A 19,403-nucleotide genomic window follows, 5' to 3' on the forward strand; every position below is an offset into this window, starting at 1 on the left:
AAGCCCGAGATTCACGATGGTCACGACGACCTACGTCATCGACGCCAAAGGCCTTTCGGTGCGGCGAGGACACTCCATTACCCTTATCCCGTGGACTTCCTTTCGGTTCCTGCACCTTCACGTGACGAGCGGGGTCGGCTCAACTGGTTTTCCGGTCTACAGCGCGCGTTTGCGGACACTCTTTACATCAATACAGCTATCCTCGCTGGATTGGCAGGGAGAGACACGCGTCGATCGATCCGCCGACTACGTTAGGTTCATGGAGGAACTGATACCCTTTGCAGTCACTCATAACCCACGTCTTCGACTCAGATGCGGCGGTGACCCAATGCTGGAGGAGGCGATACCGATGGTGCTTGCCCTCGTCTCTTTACCGTTCTTGTTGATCGCGTTTTTGATCATCAAACCGCTCGGAGCTCTTCTTTCTGGCTTGAAACTTGCTGGCTTGAAAAAATTGGGTACCAGACCCTTAGTTGCAGCAATTATCGCGGGGATTGGTGTGGTACTTAACATGCTTCCATGGTCCACCGGTAAGCAGTTCAAGGCCGACGATCTGCCCATCGCCGAACTTCCACCGAAGTATCGGCTAGGTGGCGTCTGAAGCCAGGTCTTGTAGGGAGAAACGCGTGCGCTTTTTAATCACTTTATCAATTGCCTTAGCATCGACCAACGGGTCCGCCGTTGCTTGCCCTCTCGATGACGTCGTGAAACTTTGCGTGGGGAGTGGCGCAAGCGCAAGTGAGCTAGAGAACGGCGTTAAGAAGGGTGATTGGACTGTCGAAGTTCTTTCTGCTCCGTCGGAATCTCTCCCGACAACCGGTAGTGCCGTCTACACCATGCCGAGCGGACGAGAGTTCTTCATAGGGTATCGTGATTTCAAAGATTTTTCCTATTCCCACTGTGAACTCAACTTCGTTATGGCCCTCGCAAAGGTTGGTGAACAAGGGATGATTTGTACGACCGACGAGTTTATGGCCTTCGAGACCGCTCTATCTCAAGGCTCCGAGAATACAGTTACAAAAGAAATCAGGACCAGCGGAACTGCCTTCCTAGTAGAACGGCCGAATAATACTTGGATGGCGGTGATACTCGCTACAACCATGGGGCCGCAGAAGCCATTCAACGTGTGGGTCGAAACTTCCTCGGTCAAAAGGTGACGCGTTGATGTCTGGAGGCCACGAATGAGTGCCCGATGGCTCGATGCGGTTGGACATTGCTCCTGACTAACTTGGGTATCAAACCGACGACCGCGAACTTAGGTGATCCCAAAGATGTAGTTATTCAAAGCACTGAAGTTAACGTCGGCCAAGGGGTAACTTGTCAGCAACCACTTCCCGATCCCCAATTGTGGTCGATCAAGGATTCCACTGGTCTCACCGCTTTGCAGACGGTTCTGTTCTTGTTGCCATGTAGTTGTGAATGGAGAACAGGAGATGCAGGCCAATTGCGAAGCGTATGCCGCTGATTGCGTTCTCAGCGGCGTCCCTCCACCCGAGGATCGTTTTCAGCCCATTTCGTACCAATTCTCCTCGCGACCCTCCAACCGAAACGGTGCTTGAGTTTTCAGTCAGAAACAGCAGAGAGGAACCCTCTAGCATTGCGTACAAAAATAGCGTGTCAGCCAGCAATACGGTCTGGAAACTCAACGAAAATCTGTTCTTGCCTGTAAAAAAGCTGACGGCGGACGACGCCAGAAACAGAAGAATGCAGTAAATCAAAAGTGCCGCAACGCTGTAGTAGGCGACGTTGAAAACCATCGCCCCTGCGTTTCCGCGGATGCTCTCTGGACTGGAGTTGATAAACGTTGCCAAGGAAATTAGCAGAATTAAAATCACGTACCTGGTCGCAACAAACATCATAAGAACCCCGTATTTTCGAACCGGTTTGTCTGGCCACAGGACGAGAACGGCTTTCGGTCACGACGACAGAAGAAGCGGGGTAGCGCGAGCTCTTAGGCTCTTGAAAGGACTTGAACCTACGACAACGTAGCTTCGTAGAGTAACCGCTTGGACGAATTGGAAAATTTCAGCGGAGTCATCAACACACAATGTCGGTAGACACCAAGGCCAGTCGTTAAAAACTCACACGTCGATCCGGAATGCCGATCGCAATCCTAGATGAAACAATGAATTGTCAGGCCTCACGAGGTTTTGCTTCAGATTGTCGTAAACTAGAGCCTTCCCCTGTTAGATGAGAAGCCTCTCATGTACAACTAAAAATCTACCTATTCGTTCGTGGGGGTGCGCTGAAGCCAATTAAGCGTATGCTTATGCTCACTGTCATCAGCTTGTGTTTCGGCATGGAATATTACGCTTTGAGCAGACGCACCCTTACAGATGAGCAATGCGGTCGGATCGAAGGCTATCTTCCCGGCCGCATTGGCTTGCCGGGACGTAGCGGGGTCAACAACCGACTGTTTGTTGATGCTATTTTGTGGATGGCCGGTAATGCGGCGCATTGGCGTGATCTGCCAGAGGTGTTCGGCAAATGGACCGCCGTCCATGCGCGCTTCCGGCGCTGGTCACATGCCGCCGTGTGGGAAAGGCTTTTCCATGCTCTGGCCGATGCCCCGGATTTCGAATATGTGCTGATTGACAGCACGATCTCGAAAGTCCACGCGGATGCATCCGGTGCAAAAGGGGGGCTGAAGCTGCCTGTATCGGTCGCTCCCGCGGCGGACTGACGACAAAGCTACACGCAGTCGCCGATGCCATTGGCTTGCCTATCCTGATACACCCAACACCCGGACATTATGGAGACTGCCCGCAGGCCAAAGCCCTTCTGTCCGGTCTGACAGGTGTCAGCCAGACAAGATCGCAAACATCATCTCATTCATCATAAGATCCGATGACGGTGCGAGATCCGACGAGCAGACATATTCCACTGTGACGTCCCAGGCCATGTTACGGACCCGATCCCATTGAAACTCAAGCTGAATACTTTGCTGCCCAAGGCCACCTGCAAGCACTTTCCACTGGCCGCAAGGCACATAGGAGGTCGATACATATACGCGGCCGACCACATACCCGTCCGGAGCAACAAACTGTTCCGTCTGCGATGCCTGGTCGTTGACATCAGCGCCAGCTCCAACAATCGCAGTCGAATAAAGAAGGATCTGCCACAGCACATTTGACTCGCACCGGACCTTGCGCTGCACGGAGATCGTGCTTTCTGGCAGGAGATTGGCAGCCATGCCAAAATTCCTCGTCCAGTAGGCTGGCTCAGATGTAAACCTCGAAGCGTCTTTGGTGCCAAATTCTGCAAGCGCTTTCGTCTGGTCCATGATGGCAGATGCTGCCATGCCTTGACGTTTGGAAAGGGCTGCCGATCGGTGGTAGTGCTCTTTTATTTCGTTGACTTTAATGATCGCAAAAAATGCTTTTCTGAGCGCGGGATCGAAGAAATCCCAGACGGGCAAGGCCCTGTCCGTATCGATGACCGCAATACGGGAGTAGTCGCTCAATGAGTTTTCCCAATCGAGAGGAGAGTTCTGCTTGCTGCCATCGCCTCCCTTGATCTGGGTGCTGGCCATCGACCTGCCCCACATCGCCTGTTGAGTGGATGTCAATGAGCTGGCAGAACCACCACCAACGCCACCTTCCAGCCGTTTTGAAGCGTTGCTGGCGTTAAACTGGACGTTGAAAGCAGCATTGTAATCCTGCTTCAGGGCAACGATGGACGACGTTTCATCATTGCTGAATTGTTGCGACAGTGAGCCGCCGATGGTGTAGCTCAATGGCACAATGATCCCGCATTTCTCGAGCCTGCGCATGATCTGGGCGACTGTATCGCGGCGCTTTTGTTCGTCGGCTTCCGGCGGATATTTGAAATCTGATATTATTGCCTTGTAATCATCGATCTGTGCTTTGGTCAGGCTTACATGCGCCTTTTCAAGCCTCACCTTTGCTATTTCTACATGCCGGATGGCAGAGAAAAAGACTTCTCTTTTGGTTGTATGTACCTTGTTTTCTTTCGACGTCTCATATTCTGCGCTTGATTGCCCCCCTGTTTTGCTGCCAGGAACAGATACCGAGCCTTTCGCCGAGAACATGATCTTGAATGCCGACGATTTGTGTATCTGGCTTTCGACTACGCCTTCGAATGCCTCGGCGTGGCTCGCACTGTCAGGACTGAAGGCGACGCATGAAGCCAAGGTCATATTGTGAATGACGCTTTTTATGTCGAAAAGGTTGCCGTGGGTAAGGGCGTCCGAAAATCGGGCTGAGCCGTTCACCTCACTCACATGCCCGGTCTTGTCGAACCCGATGGCAAACGGGAAACCATGATTCTGCAGCACGGTGGTGAGCAACTTTTCGTTGTCGATGCTCTCGGCTGTCGTGGTTGGGCTGCCCGCTCCCCAGTTTCTAACGAGTTCCATCCTCTTCCCATCGCTGCTTTCAGCTTTTACATCGCGCAATGCAGTCCCTAAAGCAGGCTTCACGCGAGATAGGTAATCGAGAATACTCTCGTTTTTAACCGGATGCTCCAGCGAGTTCAGCTCAGATGCATCAACATTACAGGCGGAGGCTACTATGTCGGAGAATTCTATCATCTGAGTATAACGCTTTCCGTCGTAATTACGATCTTCTGTTCCATTGGCAATGTATTGCGTAATGATCCGAAGTTTTTAAAACTGTTTCCTCGAATGGAGAATATTCTCCGAACTTGCTTTCATCATCGCTGTTATCGTCATCGTCATTGTATTTTTCCTCGAACTCATCGCCATGATAAAGCGCACCGCGCTTTACACCGCTGATATCTTGAGGATACTTGCTTTTTTCAGGGCCTGTACCGGGGCGTTGATTGCTTTTTCTTGGCCGGAGTTCGTATTTTTTCTCCGTAGAGCCTGCTGGATTTGCTGCAATGACAATCGATTTCTGTCTTTCCGATAACAGTGCAAGCTGTTGTGCTGTCAGATCGGCCTGAGTATCAATACTGCGGATCGTGACATCGTATACTTTCGATGCGAATGCCCAATCAAGGATTCCGCCCTTGTTGTGGGTGCTATATGGTGGCGCATGTATGGTGTAATTCAGCGCCTCGTGATGCATATCCAATATTGTGGATTTTTCAGGTTTGAAATATTCCCTGATTATAGAATTTGCTGTTCCGTTGATAAATTTTTGTATTCTTTTATCATTCCTGAAGTCTACGTTGAAGTCTCCCATGAATATGGCCGGCGGAGTCCATTTATTATGGGAAATGTGCTGAAACGCCGAGTTTATGCTTTCAAGTTGCGCTCTTGTTCCATAGCTTACTGATGGCAGGTGTACGAACACAGCCGGGGGCGTTTTCATCTCACTATCTTCAAAGACACATAAGGCAGGCCTGTTGCTTTTTGGCCCCGCAGGAATAAGTTCCGCCTTAAAGGCCGTGCACGTCCTCTTGAAGCCAAGAAACCGGTATTTCGTACTGTTGGGATATTTGTACTTTTCGGATTCTTTTTCTTCAAAAAGACTTTCGTACCCTTCCGGTGCAAGGCTATCGATATCGACTTTCGTGAGATCGCCAGCTTCGCACAGAATTACGAGGTCAGGAAATTCGGCGCGCGCCACAAGTCCATACATCGATGCCTGCCCAGCCTCCAGGGAAGGGCCGTGTTTCAATCCCTGAGCGTTCCAGAACACTGCGGTTGTCATCAGTATCGTCCTTATTTAAAAAGCCGTGCCGGTTGGAACAGTGCCAGGCAGCCATGCGGTTTTCCGCCTGTCATAAACCTGGCCGTGCTGTTCGTCGTTCAGAAGGATTTTCTTGCTCCAAGCCGTGCGCCGACAGATTTTTCGCCGCCAGCTTCTACATTGAAGAGCAGGCTTGCATCGAGCATCCACGAATCCGCAGTTTGCAGAGACATGCCAGCCCTCATGGACGCGAAGGCACCAGTACCATCAAGGCCGGAAAAGCCGCCTGTTATTCCGAACTTAGGCGCCAACTTCGCTTCGCTGTCGAGTGTGAACGAACGGGCGATTTCGGCTCCAAGGCTGACGCGAAACTGTTCGGTGTTAAAGCCGTCTATATTGACGGTGTCTCCCATGCTGTTCTTAACGGCATAGTCTTTCACGTCCTCGGAGAAATAAACGACCCTCAGCTTTGGCCTCAGCGTCGTATCGCCGCCAAGGTCCAATTGCCCATCGATGGATGTGTCGGCCATCCAGCGCCGTGTCGTGAACGTCCCGTCCCAGAACTGCGTGTCGATGCTGTTTGACGATCCGCCATAAAGCAGGCTGGCATTCCAGAATACACCCTTGCCGATCTCGAAGGATGCATAAGGTCCGGCAAGCCAGCCGTTACCCTTCAGTTCCGCATCCTCATCCGTCGGGTCGGTCATATAGTCGTGGTGGAAGGACAGGCCGAGCAGCGCCTTGCTCGTCAGCAAGTAATCCACCCCGAGATTCAGCATCGCGAAGCTGCCCCATTTTCCGCCGTTTATGTTCTCGTCGTTATGGGCAAGGAAGGCGCCGTTGATCCAGATGTTGAAGGGTGAGGAATAGCCGCCGGAACCGCCATTCGCTCTATCCCTTGCTGTCTCGATCTGTGCAAGGCTGGTGGAAAAACTGGCGGTCATGCCGTTCTCTGAAGGCGTCATGAGTGCGGTGACCGGCCCCGTAGCCTCGGCCATCTGCCGGCGCTCGAGAAGACCTGGAACATAAATGGTCGATGAAATCATGCTCTGGCGCGTGCGCACGAAGCCCTGGACGAGCCGATCAACGTCTGATTCAACCTTATCCGCATCGTAACCGATATTGTATGTCACTGTGCCGGTATTGGAGACACCCAGCGCGCTGGTCAGCCTGAAGCCGATGCGGACCTGACCGGAATAGGCGGGGTTTGGCGTAAACTGCAAGTACCAGCCAACTGGCGTAACGACAGGACCGGACTGCGCCAGCTGGCCCTGAATGATGGTCACCGTACCTGCATTGGCCGGCTCGACAAAAGTGGTATCGGCGCGAACGAAAGGGCCACCTGTAGCACCGCGGTTGAGATAAACATCCGGGGGTGAAGAGCCGTCGGTGATGTCGACGACCTTGTCGGTGACGGTCACGGACCTTGGATTGACGGTCAGCGTGTAACCTGCGGCTGCGGAGGAGCCGTTTGCGTCATGGGCCTCGATACTGAACGCATAAGCCCCTGAGTTTGCATCGGCAGCCACCGGACCGGTCAACTCGCCTGTAGAAACGTTAAGTACCATACCCGCTGGCAGCGATCCGGAGGCGAGACTGTAGAGCAGCGAACCCGTTCCGCCTGTGGCAGTGATCTGCTGGCTGTAATCTTCGCCCGCCATGGCTTCTTTCAGGGCACCGGAAGGCGTTGTGAAGACGATAGCCGTCCGGGGGCTTGCGATGGTCGCGGAGTAGTTGACAGAAGCTGTGGCACCATTGCCGCCCGTCGCTGTTACCGTAAAGCTGTAATTTCCGACGGTGGCCGGTGTTCCGGAAATAAGGCCGCTGGCCGTATCGACCGTTAGGCCGGGCGGAACAGACCCGGACACTGCAAAGACATATGGCCCCGCCGCCCCTGTTACGGAGAGTGCCTGACTATAGGCAATGCCGATAGTGCCGTCAGGTATCGTTCCGCTGGCAGGCGCAATGGTGACGGTTTGCGCCTGGAAGGTAAATCCATTCGCAATTGTCGCTACACCACCCGGTGTGGTGACGGCGACATTGACTGCGCCTGCGGCATGGGCGGGTGTGGTTGCCGTGATCGATGTGGCGGATATGACGTTGACGCCTGTTGCCGCCGTTCCGCCGATGGTCACGCCTGTCGCACCGGTGAGATTGGCGCCGGTAATCGTCAGGACGGTGCCGCCCGCTGTACTGCCGGACGCAGGCGAGACGCCGGTCAGGGTCGGTACGGCGGGGTTGACGGTGACGGATACGGTTGCGGCGGCCGAGACGCCATCGGCATTCTCTGCGGTGTAGGTGAAGCTGTCGGAACCTGTATAGCCTGTGGTGGGCGTATAGGTGATGGATGTGCCCGATGCTGTTGCCGTGCCGTGGCTGGCCTGCGTGCCAATGCCGACCGTTGTCGGCGTGCCGCCGGTGATATTCAGCGTTACCGGGTTATCGGATGTGTCAGCGACGACGGTCGCGGATGCCGCATTGGCGACCGGCGGGTTCAGCGCGACGTATGTGAAGCTGTTGACCAGCACATCGGAACCACCCGGTGTGGTGACGGCGACATTGACTGCGCCCGCGGCACGGGCGGGTGTGGTTGCCGTGATCGATGTGGCGGATATGACGTTGACGCCTGTTGCCGCCGTTCCGCCGATGGTCACGCCTGTCGCACCGGTGAGATTGGTGCCGGTAATCGTCAGCACGGTGCCGCCCGCTGTACTGCCGGACGCAGGCGAGACGCCGGTCAGGGTCGGTACGGCGGGGTTGACGGTGACGGATACGGTTGCGGCGGCCGAGACGCCATCGGCATTCTCTGCGGTGTAGGTGAAGCTGTCGGAACCTGTATAGCCTGCGGTGGGCGTATAGGTGATGGATGTGCCCGATGCCGTTGCCGTGCCATGGCTGGCCTGCGTGCCAATGCCGACCGTTGTCGGCGTGCCGCCGGTGATATTCAGCGTTACCGGGTTATCGGATGTGTCAGCGACGACGGTCGCGGATGCCGCATTGGCGACCGGCGGGTTCAGCGCGGCGGCCGGTCCTGCACAAACGATCATGACTGAGTCCAGATAGGACTTGGTGTTGATTGTGATGCTAAGGCCATCGGTATCGATCGAGTTGTGGCTGCCGGAGTAAGACCCCGCCGCACCCGTATAGGTTGAATATCGATAGAATACGGTCGCGCTATCGCTACTGTTCAGTCTGATCTGGCCAGACTGAATTTCCGGGACAGTCTTCGGGTCGCCTCCGTTATCGGTAAACGAAACAGTGACCGTTTCCCCGGCTTCGAAAGCCGATGCCGCAAATGTCTGGGTATAGAAGCTTGTGCCGCTTTTACTGTTCAGTGTGGTACAGGCGGCAGACAGTGCCATTGCCGGAGATGCGCCAGTTGCAATAGCCAGCATCGACAGCGCTGCAAAAAGAAGTGAACGTCTGAGCCATGTTTGCCAACGTCCCGGAGAAAATACGTTTTCAAGCGGCAAGACTCTGGCCTTGAAACCAATCATTTGACACAAATTTCCATCGGATAAGCGTTGTATTGCGGTATGCACATGTGAATCGTACAGAAGCATAGGCGGGTTGTATCGCGTCGAACAGGACGCAACTGGAACGGTTTGGAACGGTTTGGAACGTAAAGCGTGCCCGCACGGCAACAGGCGTCACAGATTTACGAATGGGCGCGGAAAACGACATAAGGCAGCGGGTCGACGCCACCTTATACCCATGCGGTCGGTTCGTATTCCGCCGTCTCCGTTACCGAACCCGTTTGGCTTATCCTTTGACAGATCAGACTTGACAACGTCATGTCCGGAAGCGAGGGGCAACCTGATATCTGCGCAACTCTGCTTCAGAGTGCGCTGGAAGGGCATTGAAGAGGTCCAGCTGTAGCTCATGTCGATACTAAAGCTGTTTATGACGATATCGGTGGCATTGATTTTGAGCGCCGCAGCTATTCGTGCCGATGATAGCGGGTCCGGAATGCGGGTTCGGGAGGTTCCGGCCGGATTATCCGGCTCCCTGTCCCTGAGCGGCTTCATCGACGTCGCCTTTGTTGCGGATGAAACCACAACACTGAATGATATGCTCCGGCAGCAATCGCTTTTTTCGCCAATTCCAGGGCAGGATGTCAATCTGGGGTTCGTTCGCACATCGGTCTGGATGAAGTTCGCACTCGCCCTCCCCCCGCAAGCCAAATATCCCGGGAAGCTTCTTCTCTCGCTGATGCCCAATTTCACGGACGAGCTGGACGTTTATATTGGCGTGCAGAAGGATGTGATGAACGCGACGGATTTCGATCGCTATACGATGGGCGATCATTCGCCGCGCTCACCTTTCAATCTCAACACCTCTGCCAACATTCTTCCTGTCGATCTGCTTCCTGGCCAGACGGTTGTCATCTATCTGCGCGCCCGCAATCAAGACGCCAGCCTCAATGTATCGGTGGATGTGTTCTCCCCCGACAATTACGAATACAGATCGATCGTCCAGAATATTGTGCGAGGAATGTGGTTTGGAGGCATGAGCATATTGTTCATCATCCAGTTTTTCTTTTTTTATTTCGACAGAAAGAATTTCTACTTCATTCTTGCCATGGACATTCTGGCTGTCAGCTCTACCTATTTTGGCAGCCTTGGTCTGGCCAGGCTGATGATTTTCACAGAGGGCGGGCTGGGCAACGACTATCTGACCAGCACTTCATCATGGTTCGGCCTGACAGCGGGCGCTTTATCTATTGCGGGCATTCTGGAGCTTCGGCAACGCTACCGCCGGCTTGATCTTTACTGCCGGTTTGCAGCATTGACTGGTATTATCGGTGTCTTGTGTGTTTTTTCGGGCGTGAACCGCTATTTCATAATCGTGGCGGGGCCAGTAATTCTGATGCTCACCACACTGGCCATGGTCGTTGCCTTTGTGGATTTCGCCCGTTCCCGCGATGCGCAGCATGGCCTGAATTTCGCGGCGTTCAGCTTGCTGTGGGCCGGGTTGGTGATGACCAACGGCCAGCGTTACGGCATTTTTCCTTTGCCGAGTTGGGTCGCCGGCTCTTATGCCGCGACAAGCATCATCCATTTTACCCTGCTCACCGGTTCTTTGGCCGTGCGGCTTCGCAAAGCGGAGGCTGCGGCAAGAGAGGCGGATCGGCGTGCTCTCCAGGCGGCCAATAATGCCGAATGGCACGCCCACGACCTTGTGCGGAGACGAACACTCGAACTTGAAGAGGCAAGGCGTGTGGCTGAAAATGCGCTTCAGGCGGAGCTACAGACACAGGAACAGCAAGTTCGTTTCATGGAAGTCATCTCCCATCAGTACCGGACGCCTCTCGGCGTTATCCGCACCAATCTTGAAAGCATCCGTCTGACGTTGCCGAAAAACGATGAACCCAACCGGGAAAGACTGGATCGTGCGCGTGTCGGCATTACGCGACTGGTCGAGGTGCTGGAAACCAACCTGACGCGAAGCAAGATCCAGGGACTGGTATACCAGCCATATTTTCTGGAAACAAATGTGTCCGAGCTGGTCGAGATAGCAACTCCCGGCACCCGCGACCTTTTCCATGGAATCACGTTGAATGTCGTGCTGACCACAGAAGCGAAAATAGCGCGAATTAGCGCAGATCGGGAAATGTTAAGGCTCGCCATTATCAATCTGCTTGAAAATGCGATCAAATTTTCGGCCCCGCTTGGTTCCACCCAGGTTTGGCTGGATGTTTTTTGCGAAGCGGGCGAGGTTCATCTGCGGGTCACGGATCATGGTATCGGTATCGGGAATGATCAGGTTGAAGATCTCACCAGGAATACCGTGCGTGGCAGCAATGTAGCTCACATCGAGGGAACAGGAGCAGGATTGTCGTTGGTAAAACGCACCACAGATGCCCATGGAGGGCGCTTCATGCTCTGCGGGCGGGCAGAAGGCGGCACAGAGGCAACCATCGTTTTGCCCTCTCTCGAATGAACCAGCCGATTGAATCACCACCAATTTCATACAGTTGCGGTCGAGGCAGGAACAGATAAGGTGCCTTCCAAGGTCGCTCCGGACTATCCGACACAGAACTAAAACGTCGAGACAGTGCTTCAGGAATCTATGGCATATCCAAATGTAAAACAGTCGGAGCAGCATCAAACCGTTCGTGTCATCCTCGTTGAAGACGACTTCGATCTACGGCAAGGGGTGACGGATTTTCTTCGCCTCAACGCATTCGCTGTAACGGCAGTGGCGAACGGTGCAGAATTTGAGCAGGCATTTACCACGGATGTCTTTGACATCGCGATCATCGATGTCAACCTGCCGGACTCCAGCGGGTTCGACATAACACGGTCCATAGTGGAAAAGAGCAATCTGGGTATCATCATCCTGACGGCCCGAACGCTACGGGATGACAAGCTTCGGGGCTATGCCGAAGGCGCGAATCTATATTTGACGAAGCCGGTTGATGGAGACGAACTGGTCTTCGCGATCAGAAATCTGGCAAGCAGGATAAGGCAAACCGGATCAGCTTCCGGAGAGACACCGCAACCAGCCGCAAACTGGTTTTTCGACCGCGCTGCACAGCGCCTTGTCTCCCCACAGGGGGCCGCGATCAGGTTGTCCGGCCGTGAGGCGAAGCTGATTTTGTGTCTTGCCACAGGAGAAGGGCACATTGTTTCCAGAGCGGATATTGCCCAGGCGATGGGTTATCAGGATATATCACCGGAGACGCGCAGCCTCGACGCCGTTCTGCGACGATTGCGCCTGAAGGTTCGTGAAACAGGAATGGAATTGCCAGTCCATGTGGTTCATGCTGTAGGGTTTCATTTTTCCGGCACGATAATAATCTCCTGAGACACGGGTTTTTGCCCGAAGTTTTCCAGCTGTTAGCTCCCACTTTAATCGGGGAACGTTCCGGTGCTAGTCGGGCAATCGGCGACGACACTGATCGGCATATCGCGGCCCGTATCACTCGCCGCGATGAAGAGACCTTCGCAGTCATCGTGTTGCGTGGTTTTGCGGAAAACCTTCGAAACGATCTTGCCCTGCCCCGCCTTGAACCAATATGAACTCTCGACACCCAGCTTTTTTGTTAGAAAATTGATATCAAAGGTCTTTTCAGGTTTGATTTTTCCGTCGATCACCCCCTGTTTTCGGCGGCCTTAAGCATAGGGCCCAGTATGGTAGGTGGAGGCTGTTTTCCCATTTCGCGCCGGACGTCAGCCAGATGAGCGCCATCGACAGCATAAACGAATTTGCGCGCCTGCCCTACGACCAGCTTATTGATTTCTCGAACAATTTTACCCGGTCGCAGAGCCGCAAATTGCTGAGCAAAATCAACAGTCGTCGCCGCGAGGAATAGCCGTGTTGGACTTATCGGAAGTGCATAATGCCCTGCATACTGCAACATTCCTTGTGTCAGCATCACTGGACGGTCCGAAGTCATCAGCCGTCGTTTCACGGAGCTGGTATCAATAATCATCCAATGCATCCGTTGGAGGAGATGCAGCACGGGTGGGTGTTCAATGAAGGTCGTGATAGCGAACATCGCTGACCGTTCGACGTGCGTCGCGTCATACTGCACCATCCAATCTTCAAAGAGAGCGGGGTCTTGCTCCTGTTTGATTGCGGCGTATTTCGACTGAAATTCCCGCTGTGGCGTCATAATGAGGTCGGTGTAGCTCTTTTTGAACGCGGCGACTTCTTCCGGATTGCGCAGCATCAAAGACAGGACAAACCGCGCCCAAGCGTTGCGGGTTCTCCCGCCTGCTGGCGTAATGTCCCCCAAGAGCAGATCACGAGCCTGGACCGCTTCATCATCAATAGGCGCCATGAAAGCGCTTTCCATTTTATGCTCGTCGGCAAAAGAGACGCCCGGAAGCTTATATAAATCTACCGCATATCCTGTGGCCTTACGATGCATGCGCTTGTTAACGATGAGGCCATCAATTCGCCGGTGAAAAACTTCAAGCTTTCCATCGGCGCCTTGCCACGGCTTGAGGTAAAACTGCGGAATGTAGTGATGTTTCATAGTCCTCCATGCTCAACAAATTCTGTTGGTTGCTCCGCCCCGTGCTGAGTGCAAGCAGCTCGAAGACATCGCGGCTCTGATAAGTGATCGTGTAGCTACGGCACCTTCAAATCAATGCTTCACTGCCTGCTCAGCGATTAGGTAGTCCGTCTAGCACAGACCTGATCAGATGATCGGCACCCGCGCTGTATTCCTCGGAAGCTTTTACGAAGAGGGTGGAAAGATGATCCTTGCCTCGGTCCCTATCTCCTGAAGCAGATAGAGCAGCCCACCGCCGTCAATTAGTTCGATCGGCTTGTCCGATGCAAAATTGAAAGCATCAGGCCCGTACCCGCTGGTAGTGACAAGAATGCCTTTGTTGGCCCCTTCGTTCATCATAGTGCCGTAGAGGTCTCTCACCGCAGAAACGCCGACGGTATGGCGGTAGCGCTTGGCCTGAATAACGACCTTTCCGCCCAGAATTGGCCGTTTGTCATAGGCGATACAATCCACACCACCGTCCCTTGACGAACGTGTTAACTTGGATTCCAGCCCCATTTGACCAAACAGATTTGCGACGAGTATCTCAAATTCGCCCGGGGTTAGGTCCATCAGGTTCGGCGCAGAACCCAACCCGGAAACAAGATCCGTCTGGTCGATAAACCTCGCATCCATCATGTTGAACTCGACGATAGGTTTAACAGCCTGCGCCTCGGCGGCATGTCGCGATACGGCCGCGCCCAGATTTCTGAGGCAAGTTGCCTTATCGACCCGCGCCAGATTGATCTCGGAGAATAAAGGTTTCGTTGTCCTGACGGAAATCAGGTGAGGTTGAACATCACGGCCCGTCGCTAGGTCGACCGTATGAATGAAACCATTGAAACAGCATGTGTCGATCGCCTGCGCTTGATCAGCCTCGAACACCTCATGCAACGTTCGCAACGCGATGCTTGCAACCAGATCCTGATAAAGTGCTTTGGTCTCGGTGGCTTTTCGCGGCTTTGCTTCGATAATATCGCGAGCCTTTATGAATCGGAACTCAGACGATTGCGGCACGACATCTACAGTCGGCAGTTCAAATTCAATGACCAATTGTTTCGAGGTCGCAGAATATCCGATGGAGAAGGCTCTCGGAAAATCTTCGGGATAAGCTGACCGCTCCAGAACCATCGTATTATAGGCGATAACAGCATCGGGATCTGCAGAGAAATAAAGATCCCTGAACGAGTCAACTTCGGCATCCCGTTGAGAAACCTTCAATTTGAAAGCATTCAGCTCGTCATCATGCTTGCTCCTGAGTGAGCGCACCGTGTCTGTCCGTTTTGTCTCGGCTTTCTGCCAAGCATCCAAGTCGGCAGCATAACGATTTTCCGCCTCTTCGACGGCTCGTTTGTGGCGGCCCTTCGTGCCAGGCATAAGCGACGCAATTTTGGACGGCTTCCGTACATCGGCAAGGTAGTGCTCAAGCTGCGGCGATTGCACCTCGGTTTCCAGCGCAGCACCCAGTTTTAGAGTCGGTGCGTTCTGGCTTACCCGCAGGCTATCAAAATCCAATGTATCGTCGACGGCCAACGTGTCTATCAGAATGTCTTCCAGCTCCTTCAGCCGATCGGCAATCGCGTCGTTCTTCCTGTCCGCTTCCTGTTGCCGGTCTTCTAACCTGCGGACCGCTTCGGCCTTCTGTGTCTCCCGCTGAGAAACTATCTGCTGCTTTTGATACCGAGTTTCGTCCCGCAATCTTACCCGCTCATCGCGCTCAGCCTCGCGAACCTGTCGCTCCGCTTCCCGTATTTGGCGCTTGCGATTGGCCACACTTATGCGCTGCTGCCGCGCGGCCTCCCGCGCCATCGCCATCACAAATTTCTCTAACCCACCCCGTCGAGCCATCTCAGCTTCCCCCTTTCTATAATTCACTCTCACGCTGGCAGCACATCGCACCAGCGAACGACATCATATTTTGCGTACCGGCATCGATCGGATGAGCGTCTGAAAACTTTGCCCTGCCCCAGCCCATGCATTCTGCGACCCCACCACGTAGAGGTTCTGTTTTGCCCGCGAAATTGCAACATTGAGGATATTGGGCGGATTTCCGGCCCAAACACGCGCTCTATGCTGAGTGGGCTTGGGGGCACCAAGCACCAAGATAACGGTCTTGGCTTCTCGGCCCTGGAACGTATGGATCGTTCCGACCCTATCCCGCACCCAGGTGGCAGCATCCTCCCCGACCGCCTTGAAGATATCGCTCTCTCGTTCGAGCCGACGACGCATTTCTGTCTCAACAATCTTGAAAGGCGAGATTATAAATACGTCTGGAGACACGATGCCGAGCATCGCGATCCTCCGCATCATTCGAACTACAACGTCTCCCTCTCCCGGTGACCACTTTGTATCTGCGTCGGCATCGATGTCGAACCAGCAGGATGGCCCAAAATCCTGCCCCACCTCACCGGGGTTTGGATCCGACACTGCGTGGACCATCTGCCCGTCATAGGCGATCGCGTTGGATACGCTAAACATCGGGTCCTGACACCGGCGATGGACAAGCAATGGAAACCCGACTCGTCGCGGCTCAAACTCCCCATTGAATGTGGACTGAAATGGCGAGCCACGATCCGCCAAGGTCTGAACTGATGCCGTAGGAGCGGACCAACGATCCTTATCAATGGCGAAGAATTTGCAGATCTCGAGATTGAGTTTCTCGGGAAGAGAGACCACCGGCGGAATCTGGAGTGGATCACCAACAACAATCGAACGCTTGGCCCTCATGATTGCGCCGACCGCGGCCTGCGGTGCAGCCTGACCGGCTTCGTCGACCAGGAGCCAGCCAATTGTCTCCGAACCGAGGTCACCAAACATGGTGTTGACGGACGCAAACGTCGTCGACACGGCCGGCACTACCATAAAGAGCGTAGACCAGAGGTCGCCGAGTAAGGCCTTGTGGCTCGGATTCAGCAGAGCGCCGGCGGTAAAGGCACTCATCAAGATATTGAGGTTGTGAAGCACTTTTTGCGCCGAGGCATCGACAAAAGCTTTCTGTACGTTGAGCGCTGCGGCAAACAAATCCTCTCGCTTACGATTAAGGCTATCCGGCAACCAAGGCGCCGTTAGATTAATCGCCTCATGATTTTGGGCAAAAAACCGATCATCGATCAATCGTGCGCCCAGCGTCGCTCTGGCTGTCTCAATCGTTCCCTGATGCGTGGCAGCATCCGAACGAAGAGCTTGTAGATCTGCCTCAGCTCTTTCGATTTCCGATTTAAGCCGTATCAACTCCGTCTTCGCGGCGTCGTGCAATGCGGTTGCGTCTGTCTGCCTCGACCGCGCTTTGTCGCTTTCACTATTGATGGCGGCTTTGCGCGCCTGCCATGTGCGCCACGACGACATCCCAAACAGTCGAGCAACGAAGCCGGGGCGTCGGAGATCGTGAGCAAGAACTTCATTTCGTGCCCGCTCAAACACAGATTGTGCTGCAGACAGCCCAGCTAACGCCTCGCTTTCCCGTGCGCTCACCTGCTCAACGGCCAGAACCATCGGTCCGAGTCTGATCTGCGCAGCAGCGACGGCCTTTTTCAAGCCTGGCAATTCGACATAGGATTTTCGAACAGCCTCTAGTGCTGCGATCTCTGAATTGATCTGCTTACGGAGTGTCAGAAACCGGTTTCTAGCCTTCTTCCAGTTCGACAATGCAGCGGCCTCGTTGACCGGCGGAGACTCGTTCGTCACGACAGAAGGGATTTCCCGACGTATGAGTTTGCCATTTTCGTCCTTGATTTCTCGCAGGACATCGTCACCCTTGGCTGCTTTCAGGTAAATCCGGTATCCGCCGTCTTCATGCCACCAAAAGGTCTGCTGAAAAGTCGATCGATTGCCCCCATTGCCCAGCACGGCAGCAATCAGGCCCCACGTCCTTTTTTGCAAACGATCAATGTCCTCGTCGTCGTCCACGCCAAAGCGTCTCGGATTCGCAACAATGTCGCTGATGGAGCGCAGGTAGGAAATCTCATCCGCCCGACCGTTGTTTTTGAGAAGCGGCAGCTCCTCGCTAATATTCTGGACTGCCTTGTTGTTACTGGATGCAATCACAATCTCATGACCGCGTAGGCTTTGAGCCAGGCGATAGAAGTGGAAAAAGGCGTTGCCACCGACGCCCATCTTCTGTCCCGTGGTTGAAAACGCATCTACCGGCTTTTCAAATCGTACCATAGCGGATGCACGATCCAGGACACATCCAACAACAATATCACGCAGAAGGGTGGTTTTTCCGGTTCCAGGTGGACCGTTGACGCCAATTATACCGGTCTTGTCGACCAACTCGTCTCTCGCAACATTGACTGCTGCCTGCTGCAATAGGACGAGCGGATGATGACCACTGGAGGGCCAACGGGCCTGGGGTGTTTTTAAGGGTGCAATGTGCGGCTCCACCGCTGAAGGCGGCACCATTACGTCAATCGGATTGCTAACCTTTAAAATCCCGAGATATCTGCTGAGTCCGTCACCCTGTTGGCCGGAAGCAATAAGCTGCGACGCCAATCCGATATCGTCGAGGAAGAAAGAGTTGAGGAGCGATGGTTCAGGTGGCGTCCTGGCCTTGAAATGGTGAAACACCTTGAGCGTGAAGGTGGGTGCCTCCAGCAGCTCATCGGGAATAGCAAACTGCCGCACCAGCCAAGTATAAGCCGAGTCGATGGAGGCTGCGTCTATCGGGACCGGGTTGCCATCCCCGTCCTTGCGACGGACGATCTTGTCAAGCTTCTCAAGAACAACGGCCTGAACCTTTGGCCAATTTCCGAGATGGCCAAGATTGCGTTCGAGCGCCGGTCGCAGAGCCCAAGCGAAGCTTGAAATAGCAACGGCATTTTCGTCTAGCAAGTAGCCATCCTTGTCGACGAGAATGGCGGCGATGACTGCCTTGCGCCCATCCGGCCTTGAACGCTCTTCATCCTCTCCAAAGGCCTCAACGAGGAGATCTGTCGCCCGATCCAGCGCAATGCAACCGAGGACTATCTGAAAGAAGAGTCGATGTTTTGGTTTAGCTTTCAGACCTCGCTTCCATGGAAGATCTGCGCCGGCTAAAGGCACAACTCTGCTTCGCTCCCCAGACGCCAGATCCTCCGGTCGTTTATAGCTTTGCGGTGACAATGCCTCCAGCGCAGTCCAAGCAGACAATATGGAGGCCGGATCGTCTTTTCGTCCGGAAGGAGTAACTGGATGTGGGCTTTTGAGCTCAATAGGAGACTCATCCTGGATTTGGCCACCTTCTACCTGGCTTGGTATGGCGGGTCTTGACACCGGTCCGACGCGGACTACTGGTCGAGGCGACTCTTTTTCAATTGGGGTTAAGTCTGACAAGGACCGAAGAACGTCTTCTACCTCTTGACCGAGGACCCTTGCTTTCTGAACACTTCGTTTTGAAAGCTCAAAAGCCAGCAGCTTAAGCTCAGCTTTGTCGTTTTTGAATTGTTCGAACAGGGTCCGAAGCTCGACGATTGTTCTCTGTAAATAGGGACGCTGCATGTGAAAATCCGCAAGAATTGCAAAAGCAATCGCTTATTTAGAGTTGCGTGTCGAGTGCTGCCGCGAAAGTTTGGTTACCGGAGGCACCAGCCGACCAACCCTTCCGTTTTCCTGCGAAAGTCATCAGCAATTTCGACCGATTTTGGCAGCTCTAGGCTTGCTCAACCAACGAGGATCGCTTCGATTGATTTGCGCTGCCCGTTGCTGCGGATAATCTTACACTCTCTGCCGAGTGTGGTTCCGCGCTAACCGCTTTCGCAGGTTAAAAGCTTACGTCAATGTGCGTAGAAAATCGCGCTTACAGT

At 53.9% G+C, this 19,403-nt stretch carries 12 protein-coding genes and 1 pseudogene; 6 read left to right on the forward strand and 7 right to left on the reverse strand.

Going from position 1 to position 19,403, the window contains the following annotated elements; translation table 11 throughout:
- Positions 1-16: 16 nt before the first annotated feature.
- Both CRP02_RS02635 and CRP02_RS02640 read left to right on the forward strand, forming a co-directional pair.
- Complete coding sequence (locus tag CRP02_RS02635) at positions 17-601, forward strand: hypothetical protein (RefSeq protein WP_097170143.1); 585 nt, start codon at positions 17-19, stop codon at positions 599-601.
- Positions 602-626: 25 nt separating this feature from the next.
- Positions 627-1,157 (forward strand): hypothetical protein, encoded by a 531-nt coding sequence (locus tag CRP02_RS02640; RefSeq protein WP_080814959.1) that lies wholly within the window; start codon positions 627-629, stop codon positions 1,155-1,157.
- Positions 1,158-1,373: 216 nt separating this feature from the next.
- Here the strand turns inward: CRP02_RS02640 and CRP02_RS02645 are convergent, their stop codons facing one another.
- Complete coding sequence (locus tag CRP02_RS02645; protein ID WP_097170144.1) at positions 1,374-1,859, reverse strand: hypothetical protein; 486 nt, start codon at positions 1,857-1,859, stop codon at positions 1,374-1,376.
- Between the two features lie 410 nt (positions 1,860-2,269).
- On the opposite strand from CRP02_RS02645, the gene CRP02_RS02650 reads away from it, so the two are divergent.
- On the forward strand, positions 2,270-2,683 hold the full coding sequence (locus CRP02_RS02650; RefSeq protein WP_414896230.1) for a transposase: 414 nt from the start codon (positions 2,270-2,272) through the stop codon (positions 2,681-2,683).
- 117 nt (positions 2,684-2,800) lie between these two features.
- Here CRP02_RS02650 and CRP02_RS02655 read toward each other — a convergent pair whose 3' ends face one another.
- The 3 genes from CRP02_RS02655 to CRP02_RS02665 all read right to left on the reverse strand — a co-directional run bounded on the left by CRP02_RS02655 (position 2,801) and on the right by CRP02_RS02665 (position 9,013).
- Positions 2,801-4,552, reverse strand: coding sequence for an MAC/perforin domain-containing protein (locus CRP02_RS02655; RefSeq protein WP_143539305.1), 1,752 nt, complete (start codon positions 4,550-4,552; stop codon positions 2,801-2,803).
- A 25-nt stretch (positions 4,553-4,577) separates the two neighbouring features.
- Entirely contained in the window at positions 4,578-5,639 is a 1,062-nt protein-coding gene (locus CRP02_RS02660) for a hypothetical protein (protein WP_097170146.1), read from the reverse strand.
- 98 nt (positions 5,640-5,737) lie between these two features.
- Positions 5,738-9,013: an IPT/TIG domain-containing protein gene (locus CRP02_RS02665; RefSeq protein ID WP_179783920.1), complete on the reverse strand. Its 3,276-nt coding sequence runs from the start codon at positions 9,011-9,013 to the stop codon at positions 5,738-5,740.
- 487 nt (positions 9,014-9,500) lie between these two features.
- Here CRP02_RS02665 and CRP02_RS02670 point away from each other — a divergent pair, with 487 nt between their 5' ends.
- The 3 genes and pseudogenes from CRP02_RS02670 to CRP02_RS27820 form a co-directional block, all read left to right on the forward strand.
- A complete protein-coding gene (locus tag CRP02_RS02670; RefSeq protein ID WP_097170148.1) occupies positions 9,501-11,561 on the forward strand; it encodes an ATP-binding protein in 2,061 nt (686 codons plus the stop codon).
- 129 nt (positions 11,562-11,690) lie between these two features.
- A complete protein-coding gene (locus CRP02_RS02675; protein WP_097170149.1) occupies positions 11,691-12,428 on the forward strand; it encodes a response regulator transcription factor in 738 nt (245 codons plus the stop codon).
- Positions 12,429-12,497: 69 nt separating this feature from the next.
- A pseudogene (locus CRP02_RS27820) lies at positions 12,498-12,643 on the forward strand (sarcosine oxidase subunit gamma); the annotation flags it as partial.
- Positions 12,644-12,714: 71 nt separating this feature from the next.
- Here CRP02_RS27820 and CRP02_RS02685 read toward each other — a convergent pair.
- The 3 genes from CRP02_RS02685 to CRP02_RS02695 all read right to left on the reverse strand — a co-directional run bounded on the left by CRP02_RS02685 (position 12,715) and on the right by CRP02_RS02695 (position 19,098).
- Positions 12,715-13,605, reverse strand: coding sequence for a DUF4238 domain-containing protein (locus tag CRP02_RS02685; protein WP_097170151.1), 891 nt, complete (start codon positions 13,603-13,605; stop codon positions 12,715-12,717).
- A gap of 204 nt (positions 13,606-13,809) precedes the next feature.
- Complete coding sequence (locus CRP02_RS02690) at positions 13,810-15,471, reverse strand: restriction endonuclease (protein WP_097170152.1); 1,662 nt, start codon at positions 15,469-15,471, stop codon at positions 13,810-13,812.
- A 63-nt stretch (positions 15,472-15,534) separates the two neighbouring features.
- Positions 15,535-19,098, reverse strand: coding sequence for a DEAD/DEAH box helicase (locus tag CRP02_RS02695; protein WP_097170153.1), 3,564 nt, complete (start codon positions 19,096-19,098; stop codon positions 15,535-15,537).
- Positions 19,099-19,403 lie beyond the last annotated feature (305 nt).

Source organism: Rhizobium sp. AN5, from assembly GCF_900215255.1.
Classification (GTDB): Bacteria; Pseudomonadota; Alphaproteobacteria; order Rhizobiales; family Rhizobiaceae; genus Agrobacterium; species Agrobacterium tumefaciens.